This window comes from Stenotrophomonas sp., assembly GCF_035634915.1.
Lineage (GTDB): Bacteria > Pseudomonadota > Gammaproteobacteria > Xanthomonadales > Xanthomonadaceae > Stenotrophomonas.
In genome coordinates, this window is record NZ_DASQCB010000002.1 from 186,787 (window position 1) to 201,575 (window position 14,789).

The 14,789-nt window shown below is 67.9% G+C and carries 13 protein-coding genes; 6 read left to right on the forward strand and 7 right to left on the reverse strand.

Features of this window, described 5'->3' with window-relative positions:
- The first annotated feature begins 1 nt into the window (after nucleotide 1).
- On the forward strand, nucleotides 2-886 hold the full coding sequence (locus VER16_RS02125) for an endonuclease/exonuclease/phosphatase family protein (protein ID WP_324805217.1): 885 nt from the start codon (nucleotides 2-4) through the stop codon (nucleotides 884-886).
- A gap of 311 nt (nucleotides 887-1,197) precedes the next feature.
- Here the strand turns inward: VER16_RS02125 and VER16_RS02130 are convergent, their stop codons facing one another.
- Nucleotides 1,198-4,485 (reverse strand): Rne/Rng family ribonuclease, encoded by a 3,288-nt coding sequence (locus tag VER16_RS02130; protein ID WP_324805218.1) that lies wholly within the window; start codon nucleotides 4,483-4,485, stop codon nucleotides 1,198-1,200.
- 407 nt (nucleotides 4,486-4,892) lie between these two features.
- Here VER16_RS02130 and VER16_RS02135 point away from each other — a divergent pair, with 407 nt between their 5' ends.
- Nucleotides 4,893-5,867, forward strand: a complete 975-nt coding sequence (locus VER16_RS02135; protein ID WP_324805219.1) for an RluA family pseudouridine synthase — start codon at nucleotides 4,893-4,895, stop codon at nucleotides 5,865-5,867.
- 267 nt (nucleotides 5,868-6,134) lie between these two features.
- Here the strand turns inward: VER16_RS02135 and zupT are convergent, their stop codons facing one another.
- The 3 genes from zupT to VER16_RS02150 all read right to left on the reverse strand — a co-directional run bounded on the left by zupT (nucleotide 6,135) and on the right by VER16_RS02150 (nucleotide 7,806).
- On the reverse strand, nucleotides 6,135-6,944 hold the full coding sequence (zupT, locus tag VER16_RS02140; RefSeq protein ID WP_324805221.1) for a zinc transporter ZupT: 810 nt from the start codon (nucleotides 6,942-6,944) through the stop codon (nucleotides 6,135-6,137).
- Between the two features lie 98 nt (nucleotides 6,945-7,042).
- Nucleotides 7,043-7,459, reverse strand: a complete 417-nt coding sequence (locus tag VER16_RS02145; protein ID WP_324805222.1) for an energy transducer TonB — start codon at nucleotides 7,457-7,459, stop codon at nucleotides 7,043-7,045.
- Nucleotides 7,456-7,806 (reverse strand): 4a-hydroxytetrahydrobiopterin dehydratase, encoded by a 351-nt coding sequence (locus VER16_RS02150; RefSeq protein WP_324805223.1) that lies wholly within the window; start codon nucleotides 7,804-7,806, stop codon nucleotides 7,456-7,458. The genes VER16_RS02145 and VER16_RS02150 overlap by 4 nt, the downstream gene beginning before the upstream one ends.
- A gap of 90 nt (nucleotides 7,807-7,896) precedes the next feature.
- Between VER16_RS02150 and VER16_RS02155 the strand changes: the two genes are divergently transcribed.
- Together VER16_RS02155 and VER16_RS02160 are read left to right on the forward strand one after the other, a co-directional pair.
- Nucleotides 7,897-8,496 carry an NfuA family Fe-S biogenesis protein gene (locus tag VER16_RS02155; protein ID WP_108765630.1) on the forward strand — a complete coding sequence of 200 codons (600 nt, stop codon included), beginning with the start codon at nucleotides 7,897-7,899 and terminating at the stop codon, nucleotides 8,494-8,496.
- Nucleotides 8,497-8,506: 10 nt separating this feature from the next.
- Nucleotides 8,507-10,270, forward strand: coding sequence for a hypothetical protein (locus tag VER16_RS02160; RefSeq protein WP_324805224.1), 1,764 nt, complete (start codon nucleotides 8,507-8,509; stop codon nucleotides 10,268-10,270).
- A 126-nt stretch (nucleotides 10,271-10,396) separates the two neighbouring features.
- Here VER16_RS02160 and VER16_RS02165 read toward each other — a convergent pair whose 3' ends face one another.
- Together VER16_RS02165 and VER16_RS02170 are read right to left on the reverse strand one after the other, a co-directional pair.
- Nucleotides 10,397-10,810: a barstar family protein gene (locus tag VER16_RS02165; protein WP_324805225.1), complete on the reverse strand. Its 414-nt coding sequence runs from the start codon at nucleotides 10,808-10,810 to the stop codon at nucleotides 10,397-10,399.
- On the reverse strand, nucleotides 10,807-11,268 hold the full coding sequence (locus tag VER16_RS02170) for a ribonuclease domain-containing protein (protein WP_324805226.1): 462 nt from the start codon (nucleotides 11,266-11,268) through the stop codon (nucleotides 10,807-10,809). Before VER16_RS02170 ends, VER16_RS02165 begins: the two co-directional genes overlap by 4 nt.
- Before the next feature lie 224 nt (nucleotides 11,269-11,492).
- On the opposite strand from VER16_RS02170, the gene VER16_RS02175 reads away from it, so the two are divergent.
- Entirely contained in the window at nucleotides 11,493-12,104 is a 612-nt protein-coding gene (locus tag VER16_RS02175; protein WP_108765626.1) for a superoxide dismutase, read from the forward strand.
- Between the two features lie 103 nt (nucleotides 12,105-12,207).
- Here the strand turns inward: VER16_RS02175 and VER16_RS02180 are convergent, their stop codons facing one another.
- Nucleotides 12,208-13,059: an endonuclease/exonuclease/phosphatase family protein gene (locus VER16_RS02180; RefSeq protein WP_324805228.1), complete on the reverse strand. Its 852-nt coding sequence runs from the start codon at nucleotides 13,057-13,059 to the stop codon at nucleotides 12,208-12,210.
- A gap of 161 nt (nucleotides 13,060-13,220) precedes the next feature.
- Between VER16_RS02180 and VER16_RS02185 the strand changes: the two genes are divergently transcribed.
- Nucleotides 13,221-14,786: an oligopeptide:H+ symporter gene (locus VER16_RS02185; RefSeq protein WP_324805229.1), complete on the forward strand. Its 1,566-nt coding sequence runs from the start codon at nucleotides 13,221-13,223 to the stop codon at nucleotides 14,784-14,786.
- Nucleotides 14,787-14,789: the final 3 nt, after the last annotated feature.

Genomic DNA, 14,789 nt, shown 5'->3' on the forward strand with positions numbered 1-14,789 from the left:
CATGACCTTGAAGCAGGGGAGGGCGCGCGCGGTCGTGTGCGCCCTGGGGCTGGCGGTTGCACTGGCATTGCCGGGCTGGACCCTGGCGCAGCCGGCGGGTGAATCTGCCCTTGCGGAGGTATCGACCGCGCCCGGGATGGGCATGGTGACCTTCAACCTGCACCATGACCGCGAGGACTGGCCAACCCGCCGCCGCACCATTCTGGCCGAGCTGAAGCGTCTGCAGCCCGATGCCATCGCGCTGCAGGAAGTGATCCAGCGCCGCAACGTGCGCAACCAGGCACAGTGGCTGGCCAGCAAGCTTGGCTACCAGTACGTGTTCGTGTCCACCGATGCGGTCGGTGCGCCCAAGCGCTATGGAAATGCACTGCTGACCCGGCGGTCGATCCTGGCCCACGGCGAGCATCTGCTGCAGCCGCTGGATGACTATCGCACGGTGGCCCATCTGCGCATCGACGTGGACGGGCAGCCGGTGAACGTCTATGCCACACATCTGAACGAGCGCAGCGACGAGCGCGGCCAGGACATCCGCCGCAACCAGGTGGACGACCTGCTGCGCTACATCACCGAAACCTCGGCCGGCGCACCGGTGGTGATCGCGGGCGACTTCAATGCGCTGGTCGATGCAGGTGACCTGAGTGAACTGCGCAGCCATTACGGCGACAGCTACGGCAGCGTGCACGTGAATACCGACCTGGCCGGTGTGAGTACGTTGAACCGGCACTATTACCAAGCGCCCTCGCGCATCGACCACATCTTCTTCCAGCAGGACCGGATGGTCGCGCGCGAAGCGAAGATCCTGTTCGACCAGCCCGATGACAGCGGCCGCTGGGCGTCAGACCATTACGGCGTCTGGACCCGCCTGCAGTTCGCCCCGGCCGATTGATGCCCCGCCCTGGTAGGTGCCAACCTTGGTTGGCACGGGCGTGCCCGGGTGCGTTGAATCAACGGCGCCAACCACCACCGCGGTGCCTCTGCTCTGGCAGGTGCCAACCTCGGTTGGCACGGGCGTGCCCGCGTGCGTTGAATCAACGGTGCTCTGGTAGGTGCCAACCTTGGTTGGCACGGGCGTGTCCGCGTGCGTTGAATGAACGGCGCCAACCAAGGTTGGCATCTACCGGGGCGTGCGGGGCCCACAAACAAAAACGGCGGGGATCATCGATCCCCGCCGTTTCGCTTTACGAGATCAAAGAACGATCAGTTCGCCGGCGGCGTGCGCTTGGCGGCTTCTTCGTCTTCGTCCGATGCCTGGGCATCGGCAGCCTGGCTGGCCGAATCGGCGTGGCCATCGGCCACCGGGTCGATCGACGGCGTCACCACGGCTTCAGCCACCGGGGCGGCGGCTTCAACCGGCGCGGCTTCGATGGCCACCGGTGCAGCTGGCTGCTCGACGACCGGTGCGGTTTCGACCACCGGGGCAGCCTCGACGACCGGCTTCGCTTCAACCACCGGAGCGACATCGACCACGACCGGCGCGGCTTCTGCTGCCGGGGCGGCTTCGGCAATCACCGGCTTGGCTTCGACGACCGGCGCGGCTTCCACCACCGGAGCGGCTTCAACGACCACCGGTGCCGGCGCGGCCACTACGGCGGCCTCTTCGACCACCGGCTTGGCGTCAGCCACCGGAGCGACCGGTGCTGCCGGCTGGGCCGGGGTTGCGGCGTCGATCTGGTCCAGCATGCTGGTCTGCACCGGCTGCGGGGCCGGCTCGGCCTTGATGACCGGTGCCGGGGCTGCCGCTTCCTGCGGAGCGACGGCGTCGACCACGGCGCTGCTTACGGCAACCACCGGGGCGGCAGCAGCAACAGCGACCGGTGCACGGGCTGGCTTTTCAGCTTCCACGGCCACCGGCTCGACTTCGTCATCGAAATCGAATTCCGGCTGCGAGCGCGACGGCTGCACGGCGGCGACCGGAGCAGCCTCGGCAGCAGTATCGGCAGCCAGTTCGGCGCTGTCGTTGTCATCGCCTTCGTCACCGTCGTCCTGGTCATCGCCCAGGGCATCGGTACCGGCGGCATTTTCGGCGCCACCGCGGCGGCGGCGACGGCCACCGCGACGGCCACGACGGCGGCGGGTCGCGCCTTCGCCGGCCTGTTCGCCTGCGGCGTCGGTCGCGGCCTCTTCGCCGGACACGGCAACCGCGTCGGCGTCGGCGCCAGCAGCAGCCGTGGCATCGGCTACTGGTGCGGCATCAGCCACCACCACGTCGGCGACCGGTGCAGCCGGCGCCACCGGTGCGGCCGGTGCAGTGCCTTCCTGCGCGGTCACCGCGTTGGCGGTTACCGCCGTCGCGGCCACGGCAGCCACAGCGGTGGCAGTATCGACCGGCGCTTCGGCGGCGGTGCGCTGCGGCTTCTCGGCCGGCTTCTCGCCGTCCTGCTGCGGACGCGGCTGCCTGGGCTGCTTCAGCTTCGGCTGCTGCTGCGGGTTCTGGCCCTGCTGCTCATTGCGCGGCGGCTTCTGCTGCTGCGGCTGCTGCTGACCGTCCTTCTGCTGGGCGTCCTTCTGCTTGCCCTGCTGCGGCTGCTGCTGGGCATTGCCATTGTTGTTGCCGCCGGCCTGGCGGCCGTCCTTGCGCTGCTCACCGCGGTCCTTGCGGTTGCCGCCATCCTTCTGCTGCTGCGCATTGCCGTTGCCGCCATTGCCGCGGCTGTCGTCGCGACGCTCCTTGCGGTCCCTGTTGCGATCCTTGTTGCGGTCCCTGCGGCCACCATCCTGCTGCGGCTGGCGGGCGGCCGGGGCCGGAGCGGCCGCCGGAGCCGGCTCGCCACCGAAGATGCGCTTGAGCCAGCCGACCACGCCGCCACTGGCGGCCGGTGCCGGTGCAGCGGCAACCGGTGCCGGGGCCGGAGCGGCCACCGGTTCGGCTTCGGCACGCACCGGGGCCGGTGCGGTGTGCTTGACCTGGGTCACGGCCGGCGGCGGGATGTTCAGCTGGCCCTTGGTCAGGGCGTGCACCGGCAGCTTGCGCGGGGTGCCGCGCTGGTAGCTCGGCTTGCTGCTTTCCTCACCCAGTTCGTTCTCGCGCAGGCGGGTGACGGTGTAATGCGGGGTGTGCAGCTGTTCGTCGGCGACGATCACGATCGGCGCTTCGTGGCGCTGTTCGATCTCACGCAGGGCGCTGCGCTTCTCGTTCAGCAGGTAATTGGCGATCTCCACCGGGGCCTGCACCAGCACCTGCCCGGTGTTCTCCTTCATCGCATGCTCTTCAGCCACGCGGATGATCGACAGTGACAGCGACTCGACGCTGCGCATGCGGCCGTGGCCGTCGCAGCGCGGGCAGACGATCTGGCTGGATTCGCCCAGGCTCGGACGCAGGCGCTGGCGGCTCATTTCCAGCAGGCCGAAGCGCGAGATGCGGCCGACCTGGACGCGCGCGCGGTCGTACTTCAGCGCGTTGGCCAGGCGGTTTTCGACTTCACGCTGGTGCTTGTTGGAGGCCATGTCGATGAAATCGATGACCACCAGGCCACCCAGGTCGCGCAGGCGCAGCTGGCGGGCGACTTCCTCGGCCGCTTCCAGGTTGGTCTGGAACGCCGTGTCCTCGATGTCGCTGCCCTTGGTGGCGCGCGAGGAGTTGACGTCGACGGCGGTCAGCGCTTCGGTCTGGTCGACCACGATCGAGCCGCCCGACGGCAGGCGCACGTTGCGCTCGTAGGCGCCTTCGATCTGCGATTCGATCTGGAAGCGGTTGAACAGCGGGATGTCGTCCTTGTAATGCTTCAGCTTGCGCAGGGTCTGCGGCATCACCTGCTGCATGAACTCCCGGGCGTGCTCGTACATCTCCTCGGTGTCCACCAGGATCTCGCCGATGTCGGCGCGCAGGTAGTCACGCAGGGCGCGCACGATCAGGCGCGATTCCTGGTAGATCAGGAACGGGGCCGGCTTGCTCAGCGCCGCTTCGGCGATGGCGCGCCAGACGTTGAGCAGGTAATCCAGATCCCACTGCAGCTCTTCGGCATCGCGGCCGACGCCGGCGGTGCGGATGATCACGCCCATGTCGTCGGGGATGTTCAGCTTGTCCAGGGCGTCCTTCAGGGCGGCCCGGTCTTCGCCTTCGATGCGACGGGAGACACCGCCCGCGCTCGGCGAGTTCGGCATCAGCACCATGTAACGGCCGGCCAGGGAGATGAACGTGGTCAGGGCGGCGCCCTTGTTGCCACGCTCTTCCTTGTCCACCTGGACGACGATTTCCTGGCCTTCCTTCAGCAGCTCGCGGATGCCGGCCTTGTTGTGGTCGACGCCGGCCTGGAAGTAGTCGCGGGAAATTTCCTTCAGCGGCAGGAAGCCATGGCGGCCACCACCGTATTCGACGAAGGCCGCTTCCAGCGAGGGCTCGATGCGGAAGATCCGGCCCTTGTAGATGTTGGACTTCTTCTGTTCCTTGGACGGCTGCTCGATATCGATGTCATACAACGACTGGCCATCGACGATGGCAACACGCAGCTCTTCGGCCTGCGTGGCGTTGATCAGCATTCGCTTCATTGTTGCGTTCCTCGCAAGCGGCTACCGCGCGGAACGCCATGGGGTTTCGCCTCTGGACACGGTTCGCCGCCCATTCGCGCATGCGCGGGGAGGGCGGCTTGGGTTTCCAGCGCTACGACACCACGGCAGGCCGCGGGAGCGCTTCACTTTTCTGGTTTTGGGGTGTTGCAGGGCCGGAGGCAGCTGTCAGCCAGGCTGGAGCGCCACACGGGACATGTTCAGCACGGTTGCGTGTCAGGCATCCGGCGATGGCCGGGAAGGCCGGTGAGCCGCTAACATGGCCGCCCCGCGGGCGGTGGTCGCGCACTGTGCCGGATTCGTCGGAAGCTGGGCTTCTGGCCCTGAGTAACTTCCAACAAAATCAATCCCTTATCTCGCCCCCCGAGTGTAACAGAATAAACAGCCAGATGACTGCCTCAGACCCCACCAAGCCCGCTGGCGACAAGCCTTCCGTGCGCATGATCACCGTTCCCGAGGACCGTGCAGGCCAGCGGCTGGACAATTTCCTGCTGGGCCAGCTCAAGGGCGCCCCGCGCAGCCTGGTCTACAAGCTGGTGCGCAGCGGCCAGGTGCGCGTCAACGGCGGCCGCGCCAAGGCCGAACGCAAGCTGGAGGCGGGCGATGAGGTGCGTGTGCCGCCGGTTCGTCTCACTGAAGAGGGAGACAAGGCCGGTCCGCCCGAGGCCTTCATGCGCCGCCTGGAGCAGGCCATCGTCTTCGAGGATGCGCGCCTGCTTGCCCTGAACAAGCCGACCGGGGTGGCCAGCCACGGCGGCAGCGGCATCAGCTTCGGCGCCATCGAGACCCTGCGCGCCCTGCGCCCGGGGCAGACCCTGGAGCTGGTCCACCGGTTGGATCGCGACACCTCAGGCCTGTTGATCGTGGCCAAGAAGCGTTCGGCGCTGAGTGAGCTGCAGGCGCTGCTGCGTGAAGACCATGGTGCCGGCATCCGCAAGCGTTACCTGACCCTGCTGGCCGGGCGCATGCCCGACGGCGTGATGACGGTCGACGCGCCGCTGCATGTCGGCCTGCGCCAGGGCGGCGAGCGGCATGTACAGGTCAACGCGATCGGCAAGGAATCGATCAGCCACTTCCGGGTGCTGGAGCGCAAGGGCGGCCATTCGTACTGCGAAGTGCGCATCGAGACCGGCCGTACCCACCAGATCCGCGTACATGCCCAGCATCTGGGTCATCCGGTGGCGGGTGACGACAAATACGGCGATCCGGCAGTCAACAAGCGGCTTCGTGAGCAGATCGGGCTGAAGCGCCTGTTCCTGCACGCGGCCTCGCTGGAGTTCGCGCTGGACGCCGGCAAGACCCCGTACGTGCTGAACGCGCCGCTGGCCGACGAGCTGGTCGAAGCGCTGGATCGCCTGAAGTAAGAAGCCCTTTTAGAGTCGAGCCACGCTCGACTCACGCGCGCAGCGCGCGCTTCGTTTTTCAATTTTTTATCGCGTGGCTGGCGTGCACGGAAAAATGACGGGGCACGGGCGGGGTCGGCTTGCAGGGGTGTCTGCGGCATGGATGCCGCGGACAAGCCCCCATGGACGGGTTCACGGCGTCCCCTGCAAGCCGGCCCCGCCCGTGACCTTGAGCAATGCCCTCGGTGGCCAGCCGCGAGGGGGCTCAGCCCGTTGGCCGGGAACCGATCACCACTTGAACAGCACCAGGCTGATTGCCAGCGTGCCCATGCCCGCAACCAGTCCATACACGGTCTCGTGGCCCTTGGCATAGCGCTTGGCGGCCGGCAGCAGTTCATCCAGCGCCAGGAACACCATGACCCCGGCAATCAGCCCGAACACCCAGCCGAACGTGGCATGTGACAGCGAGCCCTTCAGCAGGAAATAGCCGAGCACCGCGCCCACCGGCTCGGCCAGGCCCGACAGCAGGCTGGCCAGAAAGGCGTGCAGCTTGCTCTGGGTGGCGAAGTACACCGGCACCGCGATGGCGATGCCTTCGGGAATGTTGTGGATGGCGATGGCGAAGGCCAGCGGCATGCCCACCGACGGGCTCTCCACGGTGGCGAAGAAGGTCGCAAGCCCTTCCGGGAAGTTGTGCGCGGTGATCGCCACGGCCGTGAGCAGGCCGACCCGCTTGATATAGGCCTTGTTGTTGTCGCGGAACGCCGGTTCCTTTGAATCCAGCGTCTCGTGCGGGTTCGGGATCAGATGGTCGATGGCCACGATGGCCAGTACGCCCAGCAGGAAGGCGATGGTGCCCCAGGTGAAGCCACTGCGCTCGCCATAGGCCAGCGCAAACGAGGCGATCGACTTGTTGAGGATCTCCGACAGCGACACGTACACCATCGCGCCGCCGGCGAAGGCCAGGCCAAAGGCCAGCAGGCGCGGGCTGGGGCGGCGCGAGAACAGGACCAGCAGGCTGCCGATGGCCGTTGCCAGGCCGGCGGCGAGGGTGACCGCAAGCGCGATCCAGAAATTTTCCGGGGAGATCTGCAGCATTTACCGACGCGATCCTGATCGTTCAGCAACCGCCCCGGAACGTGCCGGGGCGGCGGGGGCGAGGCGGGCGTCGGCTGGCCTCGTCACTGCATCGGCCTTCAGCCGCCGCGGCGCATGCGCTCTTCGATGGCGAAGCACTGGTCCGGCTTCGGCTGCGGCGGGTTGAAGCTGACCGGCACCTGGATGGTGGCGGGCACGGCCTGGCCATTGCGGGTGGCCGCCTTGAATTCCCAGGCCTGCACGGCGGTTTTTGCCAGCTCGTCCAGCTGCGGATTGCCAGCACCGGTCAGCAGCAGCACTTCGCTGGGCTTGCCGTCGGTGCCGATGGTGACCTTGAAAGTGCTGGTGCCGCCCACGCCGGTGCAGGCCAGTTCCATCGGGTACTGCGGCGGCGGGGTCTTCACCGCGGCCACCTCGGTGGGCGGCGCGGCCGGCGGCTCCGGCGGCTGCGAGGAACCGCAGGCGGCCAGGCCGGTGGCGGTCAGCAGGGACAGGCTCAGCAGACGAACATTCATTTCACGTGCTCCATGAGGGCCGATGTCTTGGCCGCGCAGATGAAGTCGTTCTCGCTCAGCCCGCCCACGTCGTGGGTGGAATAGCGCACGACGGCGCGGTCGTAATGCACGCCGAGGTCCGGGTGGTGGTCCTCGTGGTGGGCAATCCAGGCCAGCGCGTTCACAAAGGCCATGGTCGCGTAGTAATCCTTGAAGCGGAACGTGCGCACCAGCGCCTGGCCGGCTTCGGCCACCTCCCAGCCCGGCACCTGCGGCAGCAGTTCGGCCAGGCGGGCCTCGCCCAGCTTGTGGTCGCTGCCCTTTCGCGGCACGCAGTGCGCCTGTGCCAGCGGAATCAGGTCGGACATGGGTTCCTCCACCTCGTATTGACTGAACAATGCGCCGGCCGGTGTATAAACCGAATGAGCGACCGGCGCTGACTTGGCTAGAATAGCCTGATGATCCAGATCTCCGACACTGCCCAGACCCACTTCCGCAAGCTGATCGAACGCGAGGGCGTGCCCGGCATGGGCGTGCGCCTGAGCGCGGTCGACCCCGGCACCCCGCGCGCAGACGCCCGCCTGGAGTTCGCTGAACCCTCTGACCTGCTGGGCGACGAGTGGGCCGTGGACTGCGATGGCTTCACTCTGTATGTGGACGCGCGCAGCGTGGCTTGGCTCGACGGTGCCGAGATCGACATCGTGCCGGGCAACGCCGGTACCCAGCAGCTGACCATCAAGGCGCCGCGCATCAAGGGCGAAGCGCCCGGCGAGGCCGCCTCGCTGGTCGAGCGCGTGCATTGGGTGGTGGAAAACGAAGTCAACCCGCAGCTCGCTTCGCATGGTGGCAAGGTCGCGGTGCAGGAAGTGTCGGCCGACGGCGTGGTGCTGCTGCGCTTCGGCGGCGGCTGCCAGGGCTGTGGCATGGCCGACGTCACGCTCAAGCAGGGGATCGAAAAGACCCTGATGGGCCGCGTGCCGGGCGTGACCGCCGTGCGCGACGCGACCGACCATGACAGCGGGCACGCGCCGTACATCCCCCGCGGCAACGCCGCCTGATCGCCAACGCGTGCCTCTGCCCAGCGCCGAGCAACTGATCGATCTGCTGCTGGCGCGCCAGCAGCACCCCCTCATCCTCGAAAAGCGCACGCGCCTGCCGTATGGCTGGGCGATCTGGCTGCGCTCGTTGAAACCGATCGCCCGGCCGTTCCACGCCAGCGATGTGATCGCGGTGCTGTTGCCAAGGCCATTGCCCGGCCGGCCCGGGTTGCTGCCGGTGCTGGGCCCGTGGGGGGCGGCGCGGCGACTGCTGTGGCAGGGCTGGGAGCCGGCCCCGCGTGACCAGCGCTGGATGCGCTGGACCTCGGCGGTGGTCAGCGCGCTGCTGCACCTGCTGTTCTTCCTGGCCCTGCTGTGGGTGGCGGTGATCCGCACCAACGCGCCGGATGACGCTGGCGCCGAAGGCGAGCGCGTGCAGATTGAGTTTGTCGGCCGCGGTGCGCAGGAGGGCGGGGGCGACCAGCCCGGCGCCGAGGCGGCCGCTGCTGCCGAAGCCGGTGCGGTGGCCCGTGGCCAGCCGGCCGGCGAGGCCAGTGCACCGCGTCCGCAACCGGCCGCGGCTGCCGCTGCGGCGCCTGCCGAGGCGAGCAGTGCCGCGGTGACGCCGCCACCGCCGGCGCAGAGCGAACCCGCACCGCCGGCCGCGCCGCCGCCGCCACCGGTGCAGGCCACTGCGGTGGCTGAGGCGACCACCGATTTCGTGGTGCCGCCGGTCAGCATGCCGCGCACCGAAGTGAACATCGTGCCCCGTGACAGCACCCCTGCCGTGCGCGAGCGCAGCGTGCAGACGGTGCAGGCGCCTGCCGTGCCGATGCAGGTGCGCACGCCGCAGCTGGCCGTGCCCGCCCCTGCGGTCCGCGAGATACAGGTACAGGAGCGCGAGGTCGCCACGGTGGAAGCGCCGCTCGCGCCGCAACCGCTGCGCAGCGCCGAGGTGCAGGTGCGCCTGCCGCAGCAGCGCGAGGTGCAGGTGCGTGAGCGCGAAGTGCAGGCGGTGGTCGACCCGCAGGTGCGGATGGCGGCCGTGCCTGGCCGCGAACCCAGCGTGCGTGCGCCGACCGGCCGTGACGTGCAGGTACGCGAACGCAGCGTGGCCAATGCGCCGGTCGCTGCGCCGTCTCCTGCCAGTGGTGCCAGCACTGCAGCGACGCCGGCCTCGGCCGGCAGCACGGCCAGTCCGTCCACCGCGAGTGCATCACGCCCGGCCGCCAGCGCGGCGACGCCGGCACAGGCCGGCGCGCGTCCCGCTCCGACGCCGGGCAACTGGGCCACACCGGCCAAGGGCGACGACTGGGGTGCGTCGGACCGCAACCGCGACGGTGCGCGCAGCGGTGCCGCGCAGGCCAGCTCGCAGGGCGCGGGGCAGGGGCTGTTCAATGCCGACGGCAGCGTCAAGGTGCCCGGCCAGGAAGGCACGGGCGCTGCCGAGCGCGGCGCGCCGGGCGGGGCCAACGATGGCTGGACCAAGGAACGCATCGCCGAATCGGGGCGCTGGCTGAAGCGGCCGCCGTATGACTACACGCCGACCTCGTTCGACAAGTACTGGGTGCCGCAGGAATCACTGCTGGCCGAATGGGTGCGCAAGGGCGTCAAGGCGATGGAGATTCCGTTGCCGGGGACCAGCACAAAGATCTCCTGCGTGATCTCCATCCTGCAGGCCGGCGGTGGTTGTGGCCTGACCGACCCGAACATGCAGGACCAGCCGGCGGTGGCAAGGCCGCCACCGGACATCCCGTTCAAGAAAGAGCTGCAGGAAGATAACGGCAGCCGGTAACGGCCGAGCCTGGGTCTGGTAGATGCCAACCTTGGTTGGCAGAAGCGTGCTTTGGTAGATGCCAACCTTGGTTGGCAGAAGCGCCGACCAAGGTCGGCCACTACCAGAGCAGAAGCGCCGCGCCGCTCACTCGCTCTGCGACAGGAACACCCAGAACGGCACGTCACGTCCGACCCAGTCGCGGCTGGCTTCGTCCATCACGTCCAGCAGCGTGTCGAACTCCTTCGCAGCCCCGGCGCGCAGCGCGTCCACGTCGGCCAGGAACAGCGCATAGCCCGGCGCCGGCAGCCACTGCAGGTCGCGCAGGTTGTCGGCCAACGCATCCCAGTTGCCGCCGAAGCCGGCCGGGAAATCCAGCTGCGCGGCCAGCCGTGCCAGCAGGGTGCGCTTGTCGGTCACGCCGTGCAGGTCGATGCGGATCACCTTCAGCGAGGCATCGCGCATGGCCGCTGCCAGCGCGCCGATGTCGCCGGTATCGATGGCATAGACGCCGGCGTTGTTGATGTCATGCAGGCCGAGGCCGAAATCGTCGTGGCTCATGGGCGTTCTCCCGGGGCCGGTACGGTGAAGCTGCGGAACGAATCGTAGTGATCGTCGGTGTAGTACCACGCCTGCGGCGGGTCGCCGCCGGTGATGATGCGGCGCGCGCCACGGTTGGAGGCGCCGGGGGTGTCGACCGTGTATTCGCGGTAATAGCCGCGTGGCCGTTGCGGCAGCCGCTGTTCGCGGTTGCCGAAGGTGGTGCCGTCCTGGCGGTGCGGGAACGGGCCGCCGCGCTGGATGAGTGCGATGGTCCGGCGTGCCTCGCTGGGCAGGAACGCGGGGAGTCCGTCGCTGTGGTCATTGCCGGCGGCGCGTGCTGCCGGTGCGGCGCGGCTGTCCGCACCCTGCAGATCCGGAGCGAACTGCGGGGCCGGTGGCCGCTGCAGGAAATGGTTGGCGACCAGGCCGAGCAGCAGCAGGGCGATGGCGGTGATCAACAGCCGGGGATTGCGCATGGGCCGGGGTGGGCGAGGGACGTACACGCACTGTAGCGCCTGCGCGCTGCATCGCGCATGAGGAACGATCACTGCGTCACCGCTGCGTAACAATTGCCACTGCGATCACCCGCAGGACGCAATTTCCTTTACACCCCCCTTGGTAATCTGGCGCTCTGTCCCCATCATTCAACGCGCACCGCCCGACGCCCTCGTCGGGTGCCCTCGCTATCAGGAGATGCATCATGGCCTACACCCTGCCCAAGCTGTCCTACGCCTACGACGCGCTGGAACCGAACATCGATGCGGCAACGATGGAAATCCATCACACCAAGCATCACCAGACCTACATCAACAACGTCAACGCGGCGCTGGAAGGCACCGAGTACGCTGATCTGCCGGTCGAAGAGCTGGTGAAGAAGCTGAAGTCGCTGCCGGAGAACCTGCAGGGTCCGGTGCGCAACAACGGTGGTGGCCACGCCAACCATTCGCTGTTCTGGACCGTGATGGCCCCCAACGCCGGCGGCAACCCGGTCGGTGACGTGGCCAAGGCCATCGACAAGGACCTGGGTGGTTTCGACACCTTCAAGGATGCCTTCACCAAGGCAGCGCTGACCCGCTTCGGCAGCGGCTGGGCCTGGCTGAGCGTGACCCCGGACAAGAAGGTCGTGGTGGAAAGCACCGGCAACCAGGACAGCCCGCTGATGGAAGGCAACACGCCGATCCTGGGCCTGGACGTGTGGGAACACGCCTACTACCTGAAGTACCAGAACCGTCGCCCGGAATACATCGGCGCCTTCTTCAACGTCATCGACTGGAACGAAGTCGAGCGTCGTTACCAGGAAGCGATTGCCTGATTGCGGTGACTGGATGAAACGAAGAGGCCGGGGGAAACCCCGGCCTTTTTGTTGTCGGGCGACCGCATCCGCCGGGCATGGCCCGGCGAGCGCAGCGGTGCGTCTATTCGGCGGTAGCCGGCACATCCTGCAGCCGCAGCGTGGCCATCACGCCCAGGCGCAGGCCGGGCAGGTCGCCATCGGCAGGCAGCAGGATCGCCTGCTGGCGGATGCCACCGAAGTGCTTGACCTGGAACAGCACGTCCAGCCCATGGCCGGTTGCACCGCCACCGCTGGCCGCCGGGGCATCGGGCTTGCCGCCCGGATTGCGCCGGGCGGGCTGGAAGCCGGGGGTGCTGCGCACCAGTTCGGTGGTGGCCGCGGCGAAATCACCCGCGATCAGGCTGGGCATGCCCTCGGACGTGGCGCCGATCCAGGTCATCAGGTCACTGGTCTGGTGCTGGCGGGCCGGGGCCTCGTCAGGCTCCGGGCGCAGGCGCGCCACGTAGACATTCAGCTCGGCATCGCCCAGCCGCAGGCGCATCATGCCGGCCGCGCTGAAGGTGCCGGGCGGGTGCAGCAGGGTCACGCCATCCTCGCTCACCGGCAGACGGGTCAGCATGGCGTTGCCGTGCCGCAGGGACTGGCTGGGCGGGTCGGCGGTGACGAAATCGCAGCTGTAGCGCAGCCGGCTCGCCAGCCAGCAGGCCGGGTTGCGGCCCTGCTGCTGCAGTACCTGCTGGACGGAGATCACGTCCGGCTGCAGTTCGGTCAGCAGCTGCAGCACCTGTTCGCGGCGCTGTTTCCACTGCGCGTCATCGCGGCTGGGCAGTTCCAGCGCGGCCACGGTCAGCTGCCGGCCCTCCTCAACGACCGCACCGGCCAATGGCGCTGGCTGCGGTCGCGCCCACGCGGGCACGGCCAGCAGCAGCACGAGGCAACCGAGCAGGAAGGGGGCGGGGGAGAGGTGGCGCATAACGATAAGTTTACGCTTTTGCCGTGCAGGTGCCGTGACTTCCGGCAGGGTGGCGAGCGCCTGCCATGGATCGCTGGCGCTGTCATGCAGCCCTGCAGCGTGCTTAGCAGGCACTGCTTCCGTAAACTGGCCGCTTTCGCCTTGCAGGAATGCCTTACAGGATGAGCCACGACGCAGTCGCCCCCATCGCCGGCCAGGGAAAGATGCCGCGCCAGATTCCTTACATCATCGGCAATGAGGCCTGCGAGCGGTTCAGTTTCTACGGGATGCGCAACATCCTGGTGCAGTTCCTGATCACCTCGCTGCTGCTGCAGGAAATCACTGCAGAAGGCCGCGCCGGTGAAGCCAAGGACATCATGCACAGCTTCATGATCGGCGTGTATTTCTTCCCGCTGCTGGGCGGCTGGCTGGCCGACAGGTTCTTCGGCAAGTACCACACCATCCTCTGGTTCAGCCTGGTCTACTGCGCCGGCCATCTCTGCCTGGCGCTGTTCGAGAACAGCCGCGAAGGCTTCTTCCTCGGTCTGGGCCTGATCGCGCTGGGTGCCGGTGGCATCAAGCCGCTGGTGGCCTCGTTCATGGGTGACCAGTTCGACCAGAGCAACAAGCACCTGGCCAAGATCGTCTTCGACGCCTTCTACTGGATCATCAACTTCGGCTCGCTGTTCGCTTCGCTGCTGATCCCGCTGGTGCTGAAGAACTGGGGCCCGCAGTGGGCGTTCGGCATCCCGGGCATCCTGATGTTCGTGGCCACCTTCGTGTTCTGGCTGGGCCGCAGGCGCTACGTGCTGGTGCCGCTGCCGCCGAAGGACCCGCATTCGTTCGCCAACGTGGTGCGTACCGCGCTGACCGCGCGCGTGGCCGGGCAGGGCCGTCCGGGCCTGGCCATCGCCGTGGCCGGCGTGGTGCTGGCCGTTGCCTCGCTGGGCCTGGTCGGCAGCCTGGGCATCGTCATCTGCCTGTGCATCGCGCTGGTTCTGATCCTGGCCGGCATCGGTGGCGGTACCTGGCTGCAGCTGGACCGTGCCCGTGCCCAGCACCCGGCCGAGGCCGTGGAAGGTGTGCGCTCGGTGCTGCGGGTGCTGGTCATCTTCGCCCTGACCACGCCGTTCTTCTCGTTGTTCGACCAGAAGGCCTCGACCTGGGTGCTGCAGGGCCAGCAGATGCAGATGCCGAGCTGGTTCACCGCTTCGCAGATGCAGGCGCTGAACCCGCTGCTGGTGATGATCCTGATTCCGTTCAACAATCTGGTGCTGTACCCGGCCCTGCGCCGCTTCGGCTTCGAGCCGACCGCACTGCGCCGGATGACCGCCGGCATCGCCTTCAGTGGCCTGGCCTGGGTCGTGGTCGGCGGCATCCAGGTGGTGATGGACGGCGGCAATGCCATGTCCATCTTCTGGCAGATGCTGCCGTATGCGCTGCTGACCTTCGGTGAGGTGCTGGTCTCGGCCACCGGCCTGGAGTTCGCCTACAGCCAGGCGCCGCAGGCCATGAAGGGCGTGGTGATGAGCTTCTGGAACCTGACCACCACCATCGGCAACCTGTGGGTGCTGCTGTCCAATGCAGCGGTGCGCAACCACACGGTGACCGAGAAGATCGCCGGGACCGGCCTCAGCGAGGCGGCGTTCCTGATGTTCTTCTTCGCCGGTTTCGCGTTCGTTGCGGCGTTGGCCTTCGGTTGGTATGCAAAACGCTATCGTATGGTCGACAACTACCGCACTGCCTGAGCC

Bases quoted from the DNA above. Each gene is read 5' to 3' on its own strand.
- VER16_RS02125 (WP_324805217.1), top strand. From the start codon at position 2: ATGACCTTGAAGCAGGGGAGGGCGCGCGCGGTCGTGTGCGCCCTGGGG.
- VER16_RS02130 (WP_324805218.1), bottom strand. From the start codon at position 4,485: ATGAAGCGAATGCTGATCAACGCCACGCAGGCCGAAGAGCTGCGTGTT.
- VER16_RS02135 (WP_324805219.1), top strand. From the start codon at position 4,893: ATGACTGCCTCAGACCCCACCAAGCCCGCTGGCGACAAGCCTTCCGTG.
- zupT (WP_324805221.1), bottom strand. From the start codon at position 6,944: ATGCTGCAGATCTCCCCGGAAAATTTCTGGATCGCGCTTGCGGTCACC.
- VER16_RS02145 (WP_324805222.1), bottom strand. From the start codon at position 7,459: ATGAATGTTCGTCTGCTGAGCCTGTCCCTGCTGACCGCCACCGGCCTG.
- VER16_RS02150 (WP_324805223.1), bottom strand. From the start codon at position 7,806: ATGTCCGACCTGATTCCGCTGGCACAGGCGCACTGCGTGCCGCGAAAG.
- VER16_RS02155 (WP_108765630.1), top strand. From the start codon at position 7,897: ATGATCCAGATCTCCGACACTGCCCAGACCCACTTCCGCAAGCTGATC.
- VER16_RS02165 (WP_324805225.1), bottom strand. From the start codon at position 10,810: ATGAGCCACGACGATTTCGGCCTCGGCCTGCATGACATCAACAACGCC.
- VER16_RS02170 (WP_324805226.1), bottom strand. From the start codon at position 11,268: ATGCGCAATCCCCGGCTGTTGATCACCGCCATCGCCCTGCTGCTGCTC.
- VER16_RS02175 (WP_108765626.1), top strand. From the start codon at position 11,493: ATGGCCTACACCCTGCCCAAGCTGTCCTACGCCTACGACGCGCTGGAA.
- VER16_RS02180 (WP_324805228.1), bottom strand. From the start codon at position 13,059: ATGCGCCACCTCTCCCCCGCCCCCTTCCTGCTCGGTTGCCTCGTGCTG.
- VER16_RS02185 (WP_324805229.1), top strand. From the start codon at position 13,221: ATGAGCCACGACGCAGTCGCCCCCATCGCCGGCCAGGGAAAGATGCCG.